The 16,503-nt window shown below is 59.8% G+C and carries 15 protein-coding genes; 9 read left to right on the top strand and 6 right to left on the bottom strand.

The features are described from left to right. The 4 genes from CDA56_RS20835 to CDA56_RS20820 all read left to right on the top strand — a co-directional run. Window positions 1-1,496 (top strand): carbohydrate porin (locus CDA56_RS20835; RefSeq protein ID WP_104011396.1); only part of this gene is annotated, 1,496 nt, incomplete at its 5' end. A gap of 138 nt (window positions 1,497-1,634) precedes the next feature. After that, window positions 1,635-3,005: a sucrose-specific PTS transporter subunit IIBC gene (locus CDA56_RS20830; RefSeq protein WP_014837718.1), complete on the top strand. Its 1,371-nt coding sequence runs from the start codon at window positions 1,635-1,637 to the stop codon at window positions 3,003-3,005. Further along, the gene (locus CDA56_RS20825) at window positions 3,005-4,405 is read left to right on the top strand and encodes a sucrose-6-phosphate hydrolase (protein ID WP_103814646.1); all 1,401 of its coding nucleotides are present in this window, start codon (window positions 3,005-3,007) and stop codon (window positions 4,403-4,405) included. The genes CDA56_RS20830 and CDA56_RS20825 overlap by 1 nt, the downstream gene beginning before the upstream one ends. Window positions 4,406-4,435: 30 nt before the next feature. Then, on the top strand, window positions 4,436-5,440 hold the full coding sequence (locus CDA56_RS20820) for a LacI family DNA-binding transcriptional regulator (RefSeq protein WP_004848520.1): 1,005 nt from the start codon (window positions 4,436-4,438) through the stop codon (window positions 5,438-5,440). A 107-nt stretch (window positions 5,441-5,547) separates the two neighbouring features. Here the strand turns inward: CDA56_RS20820 and CDA56_RS20815 are convergent, their stop codons facing one another. From CDA56_RS20815 to CDA56_RS20790, 6 genes are all read right to left on the bottom strand, one after another. Next, a complete protein-coding gene (locus tag CDA56_RS20815) occupies window positions 5,548-5,844 on the bottom strand; it encodes a hypothetical protein (protein WP_032748533.1) in 297 nt (98 codons plus the stop codon). Continuing rightward, a complete protein-coding gene (locus CDA56_RS20810) occupies window positions 5,831-6,169 on the bottom strand; it encodes a helix-turn-helix domain-containing protein (protein ID WP_032694593.1) in 339 nt (112 codons plus the stop codon). The genes CDA56_RS20815 and CDA56_RS20810 overlap by 14 nt, the downstream gene beginning before the upstream one ends. A gap of 149 nt (window positions 6,170-6,318) precedes the next feature. After that, entirely contained in the window at window positions 6,319-7,158 is an 840-nt protein-coding gene (gene licT, locus CDA56_RS20805) for a BglG family transcription antiterminator LicT (protein ID WP_014228254.1), read from the bottom strand. Further along, window positions 7,155-8,579 carry a glycoside hydrolase family 1 protein gene (locus tag CDA56_RS20800; protein WP_025107098.1) on the bottom strand — a complete coding sequence of 475 codons (1,425 nt, stop codon included), beginning with the start codon at window positions 8,577-8,579 and terminating at the stop codon, window positions 7,155-7,157. Before CDA56_RS20800 ends, licT begins: the two co-directional genes overlap by 4 nt. Beyond that, window positions 8,576-10,456 carry a beta-glucoside-specific PTS transporter subunit IIABC gene (locus tag CDA56_RS20795; protein WP_103814649.1) on the bottom strand — a complete coding sequence of 627 codons (1,881 nt, stop codon included), beginning with the start codon at window positions 10,454-10,456 and terminating at the stop codon, window positions 8,576-8,578. Before CDA56_RS20795 ends, CDA56_RS20800 begins: the two co-directional genes overlap by 4 nt. 211 nt (window positions 10,457-10,667) lie before the next feature. Continuing rightward, entirely contained in the window at window positions 10,668-11,597 is a 930-nt protein-coding gene (locus tag CDA56_RS20790) for a LysR substrate-binding domain-containing protein (protein WP_025107100.1), read from the bottom strand. 171 nt (window positions 11,598-11,768) lie between these two features. Between CDA56_RS20790 and CDA56_RS20785 the strand changes: the two genes are divergently transcribed. From CDA56_RS20785 to CDA56_RS20765, 5 genes are read left to right on the top strand one after another with little or no spacing between them, the layout of a single operon-like run. Further along, complete coding sequence (locus CDA56_RS20785; RefSeq protein ID WP_046876914.1) at window positions 11,769-12,719, top strand: branched-chain amino acid ABC transporter permease; 951 nt, start codon at window positions 11,769-11,771, stop codon at window positions 12,717-12,719. 10 nt (window positions 12,720-12,729) lie between these two features. Next, the gene (locus CDA56_RS20780; protein ID WP_046876915.1) at window positions 12,730-13,836 is read left to right on the top strand and encodes a branched-chain amino acid ABC transporter permease; all 1,107 of its coding nucleotides are present in this window, start codon (window positions 12,730-12,732) and stop codon (window positions 13,834-13,836) included. Beyond that, entirely contained in the window at window positions 13,833-14,600 is a 768-nt protein-coding gene (locus CDA56_RS20775) for an ABC transporter ATP-binding protein (RefSeq protein ID WP_025107103.1), read from the top strand. Before CDA56_RS20780 ends, CDA56_RS20775 begins: the two co-directional genes overlap by 4 nt. Next, window positions 14,593-15,312, top strand: coding sequence for an ABC transporter ATP-binding protein (locus CDA56_RS20770; protein WP_046876916.1), 720 nt, complete (start codon window positions 14,593-14,595; stop codon window positions 15,310-15,312). Before CDA56_RS20775 ends, CDA56_RS20770 begins: the two co-directional genes overlap by 8 nt. A 27-nt stretch (window positions 15,313-15,339) precedes the next feature. Next, window positions 15,340-16,497 (top strand): branched-chain amino acid ABC transporter substrate-binding protein, encoded by a 1,158-nt coding sequence (locus tag CDA56_RS20765; RefSeq protein ID WP_023320490.1) that lies wholly within the window; start codon window positions 15,340-15,342, stop codon window positions 16,495-16,497. The last annotated feature ends 6 nt before the right edge of the window (window positions 16,498-16,503 follow it).

Genomic DNA, 16,503 nt, shown 5'->3' with positions numbered 1-16,503 from the left:
TCGTCCTTATCGCTTTGCTAACCGGCGCCGCCTCAGCCCACGCGCAAACGGATCTCAGCACGATCGAAGCCCGTTTGATCGCCCTGGAAAAACGCCTGCAGGAGGCGGAAAACCGGGCGCAAACTGCGGAAAACCGCGCCGAGTCGGCGGAGAAACAGGTCCAGCAGCTCACCGCGCAGCAGCAGAAAAATCAGGACACGACGCAGGAAGTGGTTCAACGTACCGCCAAACTCGAGAAGAAGGCCGATGAGAAAAGCGGCTTTGAGTTTCACGGCTACGCCCGCTCCGGCGTGATAATGAATGATTCCGCCGCCAGCACCAAATCCGGCGCCTACATGACGCCAGCGGGGGAAACCGGCGGGGCTATCGGTCGTCTGGGAAACCAGGCCGATACCTATGTTGAAATGAACCTTGAACATAAGCAGACCCTGGATAATGGCGCGACGACCCGTTTCAAAGTGATGGTCGCCGACGGACAAACCACTTATAACGACTGGACGGCAAGCAGCAGCGATTTGAACGTTCGTCAGGCCTTTGTCGAACTGGGCAACTTGCCCACCTTCACAGGGGCGTTTAAAGGCTCCACCCTGTGGGCCGGGAAACGCTTCGACCGCGACAACTTTGATATTCACTGGATTGACTCTGACGTTGTGTTCCTCGCCGGTACCGGCGGCGGTATTTACGACGTCAGGTGGAACGACAGCATCCGCAGCAACCTCTCGCTTTACGGGCGCAATTTCGGCGATATTGCTGACTCGAGCAACAGCGTGCAGAACTATATCCTCAGCATGAACAACTTCATCGGTCCGGTGCAGGTGATGGTCAGCGGGATGCGGGCAAAAGACAACGACGACCGTCAGGATACCAACGGTAACCCGGTCAAAGGCGATGCGGCAAATACCGGGGTACATACGCTGCTCGGCCTGCACAACGACAGTTTTTACGGTCTGCGTGAAGGCACCAGCAAAACCGCCCTGCTCTACGGTCACGGCCTGGGCGCGGAAGTTAAAGGTATCGGCTCTGACGGCGCGCTACGGTCGGGAGCCAACACCTGGCGCTTCGCCAGCTATGGCACCACCCCGCTCAGCGAAAACTGGTCTATCGCCCCGGCGATCCTGGCGCAAAGCAGTAAAGGCCGTTATGCCGATGGCGACAGCTATCAGTGGGCCACGCTCAACATGCGCCTGATCCAGGAGATCAACCAGAACTTCGCTCTCGCTTACGAAGGCAGCTACCAGTATATGGATCTCAAACCCGAAGGTTATAACGATCGTCATGCGGTAAACGGTAGCTTCTACAAGCTCACCTTCGCCCCGACATTTAAGGTCGGCAGCATCGGTGATTTCTTCAGCCGCCCTGAAATCCGCCTTTACACCTCGTGGATGGACTGGAGCAAAAAACTGAATAATTACGCCAGCGATGACGCGCTGGGCAGCAATGGTTTTACCTCGGGCGGCGAATGGTCGTTCGGTATGCAGATGGAAACCTGGTTCTGACGGTGAACGCCTGACGACAGGCCCCTCCGGGGCGACGACGCGCCTTTCATCGCCCCGGACACAATAACGACGCAGAGACTGCGCCCCCCGTTAACGCGGGACGACAACACGAATTTTTTTACGCATTCAGAGGGTACTATGGATTTTGAACAGATTTCCCGCTCGCTGCTTCCGCTTCTGGGAGGCAAGGAAAATATCGCCAGCGCCGCGCACTGCGCCACGCGCCTGCGCCTGGTGCTGGTCGATGACGCGCTGGCCGACCAGCAGGCTATCGGCAAAATTGAAGGGGTTAAGGGCTGTTTCCGCAATGCCGGGCAGATGCAGATTATTTTCGGCACCGGGGTGGTGAATAAAGTCTACGCCGCCTTTATTCAGGCGGCAGGTATAAGCGAATCCAGCAAATCGGAGGCCGCCGACATCGCGGCGAAAAAGCTTAATCCTTTCCAGCGCATCGCGCGCCTGCTGTCGAACATCTTCGTACCGATTATCCCGGCTATCGTCGCCTCCGGCCTGCTGATGGGCCTGCTGGGGATGGTCAAAACCTACGGCTGGGTTGACCCGAGCAACGCCCTCTACATCATGCTGGATATGTGCAGTTCGGCGGCGTTTATCATTCTGCCGATCCTGATTGGCTTTACCGCGGCCCGCGAATTCGGCGGTAACCCCTATCTCGGCGCGACGCTCGGCGGCATTCTGACCCACCCGGCGCTGACTAACGCCTGGGGCGTGGCCGCCGGTTTCCATACCATGAACTTCTTCGGCCTCGAAATCGCCATGATTGGCTATCAGGGGACGGTGTTCCCGGTGCTGCTGGCGGTGTGGTTTATGAGCATCGTTGAGAAGCAGCTGCGCCGCGCGATCCCCGATGCCCTGGACCTGATCCTGACGCCGTTCCTGACGGTGATTATTTCCGGTTTTATCGCCCTGCTGATTATCGGCCCGGCCGGTCGCGCGCTCGGCGACGGCATTTCGTTTGTCCTCAGCACCCTGATTAGCCACGCCGGCTGGCTCGCCGGGCTGCTGTTTGGCGGTCTCTATTCGGTCATCGTCATTACCGGTATTCACCACAGCTTCCACGCCATCGAAGCCGGACTGCTGGGCAACCCGTCCATCGGGGTCAACTTCCTGCTGCCGATCTGGTCCATGGCCAACGTCGCCCAGGGCGGCGCCTGCCTGGCGGTATGGTTTAAAACCAAAGACGTCAAAATCAAAGCCATTGCGCTGCCCTCGGCGTTTTCCGCTATGCTGGGCATCACCGAGGCGGCGATTTTTGGTATCAACTTACGCTTCATGAAGCCGTTTATCGCGGCGCTGATCGGCGGCGCGGCGGGTGGCGCGTGGGTCGTGTCAGTGCACGTCTATATGACCGCAGTCGGCCTGACGGCGATTCCCGGCATGGCCATCGTACAGGCCAGCTCGCTGCTGAACTACATTATCGGCATGGTCATCGCCTTTGGCGTCGCTTTCGTCGTCTCTCTGCTGCTGAAATACAAAACGGACGCTGAATAATGTCACTACCATCACGTCTGCCTGCGATTTTGCAGGCCGTTATGCAGGGCCAGCCGCGCGCGCTGGCCGATAGCCATTATCCACACTGGCACCATGCGCCGGTGACCGGGCTGATGAACGACCCCAACGGCTTTGTCGAGTTTGCCGGGCGCTATCATCTGTTCTACCAGTGGAACCCGCTCGCCTGCGATCATAAGTTCAAGTGCTGGGCGCACTGGAGTTCAGAGGATCTGCTGCGCTGGCGGCATGAGCCTATTGCGCTGATGCCGGATGAAGAGTACGACCGCAACGGCTGCTACTCCGGTAGCGCGGTGGATAACAACGGTACGCTCACCCTGTGCTATACCGGCAACGTGAAGTTTGACGACGGCGGCCGAACCGCGTGGCAGTGCCTGGCGACGGAAAACGCCGACGGTACCTTCCGCAAAATCGGTCCGGTCCTGCCGCTGCCGGAGGGCTATACCGGCCACGTGCGCGACCCGAAGGTCTGGCGGCATAAAGACCGCTGGTACATGGTACTGGGTGCGCAGGATCGGCAAAAGCGCGGTAAGGTGCTGCTGTTCAGCTCCCCGGACCTTCATCAGTGGCGCAGCGAGGGCGAAATCGCCGGCTACGGCATTAACGGCCTGAGCGACGCGGGCTATATGTGGGAGTGTCCGGATCTGTTTCCGCTCGGCGACCAGCATATTCTGATCTGCTGCCCGCAGGGGATTGCCCGCGAAGAAGAGCGCTTCCTCAATACCTATCCGGCGGTGTGGATGGCCGGTAGTTTCGACGACCATCGCGCCGCGTTCAAACACGGCGAGCTGCACGAGCTGGACGCAGGGTTTGAGTTTTATGCCCCGCAAACCATGCACACCAGCGATGGCCGCCGCCTGCTGGTCGGCTGGATGGGCGTCCCGGACGGTGAAGAGATGCTTCAGCCGACGCTTGCCAGCGGCTGGATCCACCAGATGACCTGCCTGCGCGAGCTGGAATTTATCGACGGCCGGCTCTACCAGCGTCCGCTGCGCGAGCTGACCGCCCTGCGCGGGGAGGCGCACGGCTGGCAGGGGAACGCACTGCCGCTGGCGCCGATGGAAATCGCCCTGCAAACCGCCGGCGACGACGCGCTAAGCCTTGATTTCGGCGGCGCGTTAACCCTGGAGCGCGACGCCAGCGGTATCCGTCTGGCGCGACGCAGCCTCGCCAGCGACGAAATGCACTATCGCTACTGGCGCGGCGAGGTGCGCTCGCTGCGGATTTTCATCGATCGGTCGAGCGTGGAGATTTTCATCAACGACGGCGAGGGGGTGATGAGCAGCCGCTGCTTCCCGGATTATCCGGCGCAGCTGATTTTCTCCGGCAGCGCGCCGGATGCATTCTGCTACTGGCCGCTGCGAACATGCATGATAGAATAAGCGTTTTGCTTTCAGGCTCATGGCGTCGTAATGAAAACCAAACGCGTAACTATTAAAGATATCGCCGAACTGGCGGGCGTTTCCAAAGCGACCGCCAGCCTGGTGCTGAACGGTCGTGGCAAAGAGCTGCGCGTGGCGCAGGAAACGCGCGAGCGCGTGCTGGCGATTGCCCGCGAGCAGCACTATCAGCCGAGCATTCACGCCCGCTCGCTGCGCGATAACCGCAGCCACACCATCGGCCTGGTGGTGCCGGAGATCACCAACTACGGCTTTGCGGTCTTTTCCCATGAGCTGGAGATGCTGTGCCGCGAAGCGGGCGTCCAGCTGCTGATCTCCTGTACCGATGAAAACCCCGGTCAGGAGAGCATGGTGGTCAATAACATGATTGCCCGCCAGGTCGACGGTCTGATCGTCGCCTCCTGTATGCACAACGATGCCGACTACCTGAAGCTCAGCGAACAGCTGCCGGTGGTGCTGTTTGACCGCTGTCCTACTGAAAGCGCGCTGCCGCTGGTGATGACCGATTCGATTACCCCAACGGCGGAGCTGATTTCCCGCATCGCGCCTCAGCATCACGATGAGTTCTGGTTTTTAGGCGGCCAGCCGCGTCTGTCGCCCTCCCGCGATCGCCTGGCCGGGTTTACGCAGGGTCTGACTCAGGCGGGCATTGCGCTGCGCCCGGAGTGGGTGATCAACGGCAACTATCACCCCAGCTCCGGCTATGAGATGTTCGCCGCCCTCTGCGCGCGTCTGGGCCGGCCGCCAAAGGCGCTGTTTACCGCCGCCTGTGGTCTGCTGGAAGGGGTGCTGCGCTATATGAGCCAGCACCATTTGCTGGATTCAGACATCCACCTGGCAAGTTTTGACGATCACTATCTCTACGATTCGCTGTCGCTGCGTATTGATACCGTCCAGCAGGACAACCGCCAGCTGGCCTGGCACTGCTACGATTTAATCAGCCAGCTGATTGACGGCAATACGCCTGAGCCGCTACAGCGCTACCTGCCGGCGACGCTGCAGTTTCGGCATCGGTGATACTACGGAGGTTTAAAAGGTTATCGAAACGCGTTAACGGACTATTTGTCTTGCCGCGTTGAAAATGCAGTGGCACCGGGCGCGTTAAAGCCACGACTTACGTAGTCTCAAAATCTCTTCTGGCGCGCCTTCAAATATGAAAGGATTAAAAAACATCCTTCCCCAGAAGAGTTTTCTGTCCACTTCACTTGCAAACCAGGGGCAGGTACAATTGCGCCTCTGACTAAAGGAAGCTCCGGCACATAAACCGCTATCGCCTCTTTCCGCTCCAGATAACTGCGGCCGTAGTTGAAAATAAACCGACCGTTGTCTCTGCTTAACACTCCGGCGACAACGGGTTCTGTTGCTCCAGGCAGCCAGATCCAGACATACACTTGCTCAAGGCTATTCTCAGAAGTCATCATTTATCACCTTCCTTGAGTGATGAACCGCACGCGGCATTAATGACAGCGTTTTCTCTGCATTAGCAATATGTAACGCCAGAGCAGAACGATCTGGCGTAAACAGCGGCACGCCCACTATTGTCGCCAGTTCAAATACCGCGCCAATCGCACATCCCATATCGCCTTCCTCAGCACGATAAACCAGCCCACGCGACACGCCAGCACGTTCTGCCAGCTCCTCGATAGTGAGTCTGGATTCTATGCGTGCGGTGCGGATCATCATTCCCAGCAACCGTGCTGCATCGCGACTGTAACGAGAGTAGGTTCGGGTTGACGGCTTTGCCATAATGCTTCTCTTGTCTTATTAATAGAACGTAGTTAGCGATTATAACCTGTTTATAGAACACTACAAATGAGCCAACTCAGTCATTCCAAAGAGCTCATGTCCCATAAAAAAAACAGAAATAGCTATTACGCCCCATTAAAAGAACACAATCACGCATCCAGGCCCGCGATCCGCACCAGATGAACGGTGAGCCACAGCAGCTCGTTGCCGCCGAGGGTGATATCGAGCTGGGCTTTGACGTAATCGCGGATTAGCAGCGCGCAGCGGTATGCGTCCGGATACGCCTTAATCACCTGCACCAGCAGAAAACTGTCCCGCGCGCCGTCCAGCTCCCCCTCCTGTAAACGCTGGAGGAAAAACTGCATATGGACCAGAAAGCGCGAGTAGTTTATCGATTCGGTGTCTATCTGCTGCTTAAAGTGGTACTGCACGAGATTAAAAATATCCTTCAGCATTTTCACCGACTGCATGGTCTGCGCCACGTCGTCGCCCTCGCTCTGGCCGTTTACCAGATGAAAGGCGATATTCCCGGCTTCCTCCTCCGGTAGTTCGATCCCGTACTGCTGACGAATAATCGTCACCGCCTCGCTGGCGACGCGAAACTGCTGCGGATAAAAACGCCTGACTTCCGGCAGCAGGCGATTTTGAATGGCGATCCCTTTACGGCTGCGCTCGATGGCAAAGGTCAGGTGGTCGGCGAGGGTAAAGAAAATCTGCTCGCGAACCTTGCCGGCGAGCTGCAGATTGGCGCGGGAAATAATCATCGCCGCCATTTCGATGACCTCATCCGGAATGGCGGAGAGCGCCTCAAGATAGCCGCTGCGCGCGCCGAGCGTCTGGGTCACGAACAGCTTCTCTATCTTCTCCGGGGCGATCTCGTCCCCGGGTCTGCTATTGAAACCAATGCCTTTCCCCATGACGATAACCTCCCTGTTATCGTCGTCCATAGAGAGCACGAGGCTATTATTGAGCACCTTCTGAACAATCATCTCTGCGACTCGTCGTGGTTGCCGTTCTGCGCGATGACATCCTTATACCACCAGAAGCTGCGTTTGCGGATCCTTTGCAGGCGCTTCAGGTCATCCTCGCCGCGATCGACATAAATAAAACCGTAGCGCTTGGCGTATCCCTGGTGAGTGCTGACCACGTCAATCGCCGCCCACGGACAGTAACCCATCAGCTCGACGCCGTCGGCTATCGCCAGCCGCATCTGCTCGATATGCGCGTCGAGGAAGGCGATGCGATAGTCGTCATTTACCGTCCCGTCATGCTCCAGTTTGTCCGGCGCGCCCATCCCGTTTTCGCTAATCAGAATCGGCAGACCGTAGCGCTCGCACACTTTACGCAGCGTCAGGCGCAGCCCCACCGGGTCAACAACCCAGCCGTAGGGGGTTTTGCCAACCCACGGATTTTCCGCCGGACGATAAACCCCCTCTTCGCCCAGCATAATTTGCTGATCGCCCGCGCGGGGCGCAACGTCGCCGCCGTCGCCCCGGCTGGCGGCAATGGTGGCGGTCGAGTAGTAGTTAATGGCGATAAAGTCCGGCCTCCCCTGCTGCAAAATCAGCGCATCTTCCGGCTGCACCTCCGGCGCAAGGCCGCGATCCTGCATATAGGCCCACGCCAGGGCGTTGTAGCGCCCATGCACCGCAACATCCAAAAAGCTCCAGCAGCGCAGCGTCTCCCAGTTATGCGCGGCGATGGCGTCCTCCGGCTTACAGCTTTCGGCGTACATCGACGTGGTGTTTATCGCCGGGCCGATGCGCAGCCCGGGGAACTCACGGTGGCACAGGGCGAAGATCTGCGCCTGGGCCAGCATCATATGATGATTCTGCTGGTACAGCGCTTTCTTGTCCGGCAGTTCACGATCGGCGGGCACGCCAATCGCGCCGGGATGCAGAATCATGGTGTTCTGTTCGTTGATGGTCAGCCAGAGCGGAACTTTGGCGGCAAATTCGCTGAACAGCAGCCTGGCATAGCGCACGAATGCCTCCCCGGTTTTGCGGTTCAGCCAGCCGCCTTTTAGCTCCAGCGCCCACGGCAGATCGAAGTGGTAGAGCGTCACGATGGGGGTGATCCCGTGGCGCGTCAGGGCGTCGATCAGGCGGTGATAAAAGGCCAGCCCATCCGGATTCACCGGGCCATCGCCGTCAGGTATCACCCGCGACCAGGCCACCGAAAAACGGTAGGCCTTCAGCCCCATCTGCGCCATCAGCGCGACGTCCTCCTCCACCCGGTGATAGTGGTCGCTGGCGATGCGGAAGTCCGCCGTTCCCGGCGGATGGCTGAGCATGTCGACCACCGACGGCCCTTTACCGTCTTCATTCCACGCGCCCTCAACCTGATAGGCCGAGGTGGAGGCGCCCCACAGAAAACCGTCCGGGAACCGGGCCTGCTGTTGATAAATCATACCTGCGCCTCCTTAGCGGATTGCACCATCAGGGGTTCGCCGTAATCCACCTGCGCGGCGGCGGTGAGGCGCAGAGCGCGCTGCGCGTCGCCGTTGACCACAATCACCGGGGTAATCAGGTCGTATCCGGCCTGTTCGATGGCGGGAATATCAAAGCGGATCAGCGCCTGTCCCGCTTCCACCTTATCACCCACCTTCAGCGTAGAGCTAAAGTGCTGGCCGTTAAGATTGACGGTGTCGATACCGATATGGATCAGCAGCTCAAGACCGCTGTCGCTCTGCAGGCCAACGGCGTGGCAGGAGGGCAGAAACATCATTACCGTGCCGCTAAACGGCGCGCGCAGTACCCCTTCTTCGGGACGAATCGCCAGCCCCTCGCCCAGCAGGCCGCCGGAAAAGACGTCGTCGTTCACGTCGCTGAGCGCCACCACCTGGCCGCGCAGCGGGCTGAATACTTCCGTCTCCCCCTCGCTTGTCGGGCTGACCGCAGGCTGCGGCGTCTCGCTCACCGCGTCTTGTTCCTCAGGAACGTCTTTAAAAGCGATAAACCAGGTCAGGGTAAAGGTCACCACGATGGAAATCGCGCAGGTCACCAGCGCATGGACGATGTTCATCGGGTTTTCGCCGATAAACGCCGGCAGCGCAGCGAGGCCTGGCGAGACAAACGCGTAGCGCACCAGCCCGCTCACCCCGGCGTAGACCCCGGCGCAGCCGCCGCCGATCATCGCGGCAATCAGCACCCGGCGGAACTTGAGCAGCACCCCGTACAGCGCCGGTTCGGTGATCCCCAGCAGCGCGGTAAAGCCCGACGAAGAGGCCAGCTGGCGCAGGTTGCTATTTTTGGTTTTCAGCGCCACGCACAGCGTCGCCGCTCCCATCGCCACGTTGGATGCCAGCATCCCCGGGCCGTTAATCATCTCGTAACCGCTTTTACTCAGCTGACCGGTGGCGATCGGCGTCATCGCCCAGGCGGTGCCGGTAATGATCAGGAAGGGCTGCAGGGTGCCCATCAGCATCGGGATTAACCAGCTGGCGTGGCGGTCGATAGCGCCCGCCCCGGCGGCGACCAGATCGTTAAGCAAAATGCCCGCCGGGCCGACCACCACCAGCGCCAGCGGCGCGGTAATCAGCAGAATCAGCATCGGCTTAACGAAAAACTTGATAATCGATGGCGACACTTTTTCGGCGAAGCGCTCCACCCACGACATCAGCCACACGGTCAGAATAATCGGCAGCACCGAACCGGCGTAATCGGAAAGCAGGACGTTGATGCCGACAAAATCGACCGCTTTACCGGCCGCCAGCATCTGGCCGATGCCCGGATGCAGCAGCACGCCCGCGAGGGTCATCGCCAGAATCGGATTGCATTCAAACTTCAGCGACGCGCCGTAGGCCAGCAGCACCGGCAGGAAGAAGAAGGCGGCGTCGGCAATAATATTCAGCAGCTGATACGTCGAGCTGGTTTCGCTAATCACCCCCGTGAGCTTGAGAATGGCCAGCAGCGCTTTAATCATCCCCGCGCCGGTAATCGCCGGGATCACCGGGGTAAAGGTGGTCGAAATGACGCTGATAATCCGGGCGACGATGCCGGCCGGCTTCGCGTTTTTATCGCCGCCTGCCGGGCCTTTCTTCTCCGGCAGCGCCTTATTAAGCCGCCGGTAAACCTGCTGCACCTCGTTGCCGATCACAATCTGGAACTGGCCGCCCTTCTCCACCACGCTGATCACGCCGTGGAGGGAGCCAATCTGCGCATCGTTAACCTTTGCGCGGTCGTTGAACTCCATGCGCAGCCGGGTCGCGCAATGGGTGAGCATGCGGATATTTTCCGCACCGCCCACCGCGTGGAGGATTTTGTCTGCTGTTTCGTTATAGTTCATAGTGTTCCCTGGTGTTGGGGCAAAAAAAAAGACCAAAACAGAGACGCTCCCCTTGGCGGGAGAGCATTTCTATTTTGGTCTTGCCTGCTTTCGCAGTAGCACGCCATCATAAAAATGGGTTATTTCGGCGGATTATCTAAGCGCCCCTGCGTAATGACAATGGCGACCGAACAAAAGTGTGAACTGGATTAAGTAAATTCTTAAGTAAATATCAACCGAGGGCCTGTTGGCGTAGCCAGCTCTGCAATAGCTTACCGTTGGGGGTCATCTCGCTATCCTGACGCACGCAGAGATAATAATCCCGGCCATCATCAATTGCCGCATCGAAGATTTTCACCAGCTCACCGCGCTTCAGATAGGGAGCGATCAGCGGCTCGCGCATGAGCGCGCAGCCCAGCCCGGCCTGTACGCCAGCCAGGGTCAACAGGCCATCCTCAAACAGCGGCCCGGTCGAGCGCGGCGGGCGCTTCACGCCCTGCTGCACAAACCACTGATTCCAGGTCGTGCGCTCCTCATCGTGCAGCAGCGGCATCTGCAACAGCTGTTCCGGGGTATCAATATGCCCGTGCAGGCGCAAAAAGGCCTGGCTGCATACCGGCACCATTTTGCCGGAAATCAGCTTTTCGCTTTGATAGCCCACCCAGTGACCGTTGCCAAAGCGGATCGACATATCGGAAGCGTCGCTGAGATAGTTGCGGTGGTTAGCATAAACCACGTTGATTTCGGTATGCGGGTTCGCGTGCACGAACGACGGCAGGCGGGGAATAAACCAGCCCATGCCAAACAGCGGGATCAGGCTGATCGTCACCTGCTGGGTTTGCACCTGCTCGACCAGATGCTCGGTGGCCTGACGCAGCACGTTAAACGCCGCGCGGATCGAGCGATAATACTCCCGCCCCTGCTGGCTGAGAGTCAGCCGCCGCCCCTGCCGTTCGGTGAGCGGGATCTGCAAATAGCCCTCCAGCACCTTAAGCTGATGACTGACCGCCGAAGGCGATATCGCCAGCTCCTGCGCCGCCAGGGTCACGCTGCCCAGGCGTGCGATCGCCTCGAAGGCGCGCACCGCCCGCAGCGGCGGATCGTTGGCCAACGTACTCTCCGACCAGCTAACCGGCGCTTCTGATTGTTCTGTTTTTTTCATATGTTGATTTTCTTAGCGCATTACGCTATCCGGCGAGTTATTAAATTATATTTAAAATCATAAGGATAGTTAACCACACATTTATAATAAGAAAGAATATATGCGTATTTTACAATTTAATTCATTTGTTGGATGGTAGCTATTATTTGAGCATCTTGTCGGAACAATCAGTTGGACACACTCATACAACAAATCATCAACGGGGTCATGCTCGGCAGCATCTACGCCCTGATCGCGCTCGGCTATACCATGGTGTACGGCATCCTGCGCATTATTAACTTTGCCCACGGCGACATTCTGATGGTCGGCGCGTTGACCACCCTTTCCGGGATGCACGCCCTGAACGCGCATTTCCCTACTCTGCCACCGCTGGCGCAGCTCGGGCTGGCGCTGCTGCTGGCCATGACGGTCTGCGCCCTGCTGGCGATGGCGGTCGAACGCTTTGCCTACCGCCGCCTGCGCAACGCCCCGCGCCTGGCGCCGCTGATCTCCGGGATCGGCGTCTCGGTGCTGCTGCAAACCGTGGCGATGATCGTCTGGTCGCGCAATCCGCTGATGTTCCCGCAGATCCTGCCAATGGATGCGATCGCCGTGACCCACGGCAGCGCAGCGCATCCACCGGCTCTCGTTACCGTCACCGGAATCGTCACCGTCGCGCTGGCCTTCGCGGTGATGCTTGGCCTGTGGCTGCTGGTGGAGTACACCCGTTTAGGTCGCGGTATGCGCGCGGTAGCGGAAAATCCGCGCATCGCCACGCTAATGGGCGTTAATCCTAACGCAATTATCGCCCTCACTTTCGCCATCGGCGGCATATTCGCCGCGCTGGCTGGCGTGATGATGGCCAGCAACTACGGTAATGCCAGCTTCTCCATGGGCTTTCTGCCCGGCATTAAAGCCTTTACCGCCGCGGTGCTCGGCGGCATCGGCAATATTCGTGGCGCGATGATCGGTGGCCTGCTGCTGGGCCTTATCGAATCCCTTGGCGCAGGCTATCTCGGCGACCTGACCCACGGCGTCTTCGGCAGCAACTACCAGGATATTTTCGCCTTTATGGTGCTGATCCTGGTGCTGGTCTTCCGCCCTGCCGGTTTGCTCGGCGAACGCGTCGCGCACCGGGCTTAGGAGAAAAATCATGACAACGGCACAACTCGATACGCCTGTCGTCTCCCGCCGCTTCTGGTCCGGGATGACCCTGTTGGTCTGCGCGCTGCTGGTGGCGCCGATGGTCGCCAGCCAGCTCGGCGGCAACTACTGGGTGCGGGTCATCGACTTCGCCCTGCTCTACGTTATGCTGGCGCTGGGGCTGAATATTGTGGTCGGCTATACCGGCCTGCTGGATATGGGCTTTATCGCCTTTTACGCCGTCGGCGCGTATCTGGCGGCGCTGCTGGCCTCACCGCATCTGCTGGACGTCTTCCCGATTTTAAATAGTTGGTTTCCGGACGGCCTGCACACCTCCTGGCTGGTGATTATTCCGCTCGCCGCGCTGGTGGCGGCAGGCTGCGGTATCGTGCTGGGCGCGCCGACGCTGAAGCTGCGCGGCGACTATCTGGCCATCGTCACCCTCGGGTTCGGCGAAATTATCCGCATCCTGATGCGCAACCTCGACCGTCCGGTCAACATCACCAACGGCGCAAAAGGCATTTCCGGGGTCGATTCGCTGAATCTGTTCGGCCTCAAGTTTAGCGGCGTTTATCACTGGTTTGGCTTTAAAGTCCCGGCGCTGTGGCTGTGGTACTACCTGCTGATGCTGGTGATTGTGGCGATTATTTTCGTCTGCCTGCGGCTGCAGCATTCGCGCATTGGCCGGGCCTGGCACGCCATCCGCGAGGATGAAGACGTCGCCCGCGCGATGGGCATCAACCTGCGGAACTACAAACTGCTGGCTTTCGCTATCGGCGCCTCATTCGGCGGCGTGGCGGGCGCGCTGTTCGGCGCATTTCAGGGCTTCGTTTCGCCGGAATCTTTTACCCTGCAGGAGTCGATTGCGGTTCTGGCGATGGTGGTGCTGGGCGGGATGGGGCATATCCCCGGCGTGATCCTCGGCGCGGTGCTGCTGACCGCGCTGCCGGAGCTGCTGCGCAGCCAGGCGGCGCCGGTACAGCAGGCGCTGTTTGGCGAAGTGCTGATTGACCCGGAAGTGCTGCGCCAGCTGTTCTACGGCCTGGCGCTGGTGCTGGTCATGCTGCTGCGCCCTCAGGGCATCTGGCCCGCGCGACATCAAGGAGCGAAAGCATGAGCCTGTTAAGCGTACGCCATATGACGAAGCGTTTCGGCGGTCTGACGGCGGTCGACAACGTATCGCTGAGCATTAATCAGGGTGAAATCTACGGCCTGATCGGCCCCAACGGCGCGGGGAAAACCACCTGTTTTAATCTGATTACCGGGCTTTACCCGGCGGACAGCGGCGAGTTCGCTATCGGCGGCGAAGCCTATTCTCCGAACAATATTGAGAAAGTGACCGCCGCGGGCATCGCCCGCACCTTCCAGAACGTGCGGCTGTTTAACGACATGTCGGTACTGGAAAACGTCATGGTGGGCCGCCATGTCCGCACCCGCAACGGCCTGTGGGCCGCGATCTCCCGTCATAAACGCGCCCGCGCCGAGGAGACGCAAACCCGCGAGCTGGCCTGGCACCTGCTGGACTATACCGGCATCGCGCAGTTCGCCCACTATCGCGCCTGCGACCTCGCCTACGGCCACCAGCGGCGGCTGGAGATTGCCCGCGCGCTGGCCACCGAACCGCGCCTGCTGGCGCTGGATGAACCGGCGGCCGGGATGAACGCCGCCGAGAAGATGGCACTTGGCGAACTGCTGCTGCGCATTCGCGACGACGGCAAAACGCTGCTGATGATCGAGCATGACGTCAAGCTGGTGATGGGGATCTGCGATCGCCTGATGGTGCTGGATTACGGCAAAACGTTAACCAGCGGCACGCCGGATACCGTACGCCGCGATCCGGCGGTGATCGCCGCCTGGCTGGGAGGCAATGTCCATGTCTGATTTATTAACCGTTAACCAGCTTAGCGTCCACTACGGCGGCATCCAGGCGGTGCGCGACGTCTCATTCAGCGTGAAAGAGGGCGAGCAGACCACGCTTATCGGCGCCAACGGCGCGGGCAAAAGCTCCACCGTCCGCGCCATTACCGGGCTGGAACCCTTTCGCGGCGAAATTCTGTTTAACGGCAAGCCGATCCGCAAACGTCGGGCCGAATCCCTGTTGCGCGAAGGTCTCGTGATGGTGCCGGAAGGACGCGGCATCTTTGCGCGCATGACGGTGCTGGAAAACCTGCAAATGGGCGCCTGGCTCCGACGCGACGCGGCGGCGGTAAAGCAGGAGATGGGCGCCATCTTCGCTAATTTCCCGCGCCTCGCCGAACGCCAGCATCAGCTGGCGGGGCTGCTCTCCGGCGGTGAACAGCAGCTGCTGGCGCTCAACCGCGCCCTGCTCAGCCAGCCGCGCCTGCTGATCCTCGACGAGCCGTCAATGGGTCTGGCGCCGCTGATGGTCGAGAACATTTTTCGCGTTATCGCCACCCTGCGCCAGCGCGGCGTCGCGCTGCTGCTGATCGAGCAGAACGCACGTCTGGCGCTGGAGGCGACCGACAGCGCCTGGGTGATGGATAGCGGCAGCATCGTCGAGCGAGGTCCGTCGCAGACGCTGCTGGCCGACGATCGTATTGCACAGATTTATTTGGGCGAAATGCCCGTTTAACACACCAACCAGCATCAGGGAAAAACAATGAAAACCGTAAAAATCAGCGCGCTCAGCGCCGCTATTCTGCTCAGTGGTTTTGCCTCATCCGCCGCGTGGTCCGCGGCCAGCGAAACCGTTATTATCGGCCTGGCTGGCCCGCTCACCGGCCCTTCCGCGCGTATCGGCAAGGATCTGGAAAACGGCGCGCAGCTGGCGATTGACGATATCAACAAGCAGCACCCGACCATCGGCGGCAAGGCGGTAACCTTCAAGCTGCAATCGGAAGACGATCAGTCCGACCCACGCACCGCCGTTGCCGTCGCCCAGCGTCTGGTGGATAGCGGCGTCGCGGGCGTCGTCGGCCACTGGAACACCGGCACCAGCATTCCCGCTGCGCGGGTTTATCACGATGCGGGCATCGCCCAGGTCGCGCCGGTCGCCACCGGGCACGCCTACACCAAACAGGGCTTCGACACCAGCTTCCGCGTGATGGGCCACGACGATGACGGCGGGCAGTTTGCCGGACAGTACGCGGTACAAACCCTGAAGGCCAAACGCATCGCGGTTATCGATGACCGTACCGCCTTCGGCCAGGGGCTGGCGGATGAGTTTATTAAGTCGCTGGAAGCGCAGGGAATCAACATCGTCGACCGCCAGTACGTCGATGACAAAACCGTCGACTTCAGCGCCGTGCTGACCGCGATCCGCAGCAAAAACGCCGACCTGATTTTCTTTGGCGGCGTCGATAGCCAGGCCGCCCCGCTGGCGCGCCGCATCAAACAGCTGGGTATGAACGCCACCCTGATGGGCGCAGGCGGCTTCGTTAGCCAGACCTTCCTCCAGCTGGCGCAAAAAGAGGGCGACGGCGTGGTGGCGCTGGAGCCGGGGCTGCCGGTCGAGCAGATGCCGGGCGGTAAAGCCTTCGAGCAGGCCTACCAGTCGCGCTATCACACCCATATCGAACTGCACGCGCCGTTCGCCTATGACGCTACCCGCGTGCTGGTCGCGGCGATGGAAAAAGCCGACTCCGTCGACCCTGCCGACTATCTGCCCGCCCTGCGCGCCATTAACTACGCCGGCGTGACCGGACAAATCGCCTTTGATAAAGAGGGCAACCTGAAATCGCCAACCTTTACCGTTTATAAAGTCGTCGACGGAAAATGGCAGCCGCAAACCGTACTCGGCGGCGCAACAACGAAGTAACGCAGT

It is taken from the genome of Klebsiella michiganensis (assembly GCF_002925905.1).
Classification (GTDB): Bacteria; Pseudomonadota; Gammaproteobacteria; order Enterobacterales; family Enterobacteriaceae; genus Klebsiella; species Klebsiella michiganensis.
The sequence above is the reverse complement of the archived record's forward strand: the minus strand, read 5'-3'. Positions and strand labels throughout refer to the sequence as shown.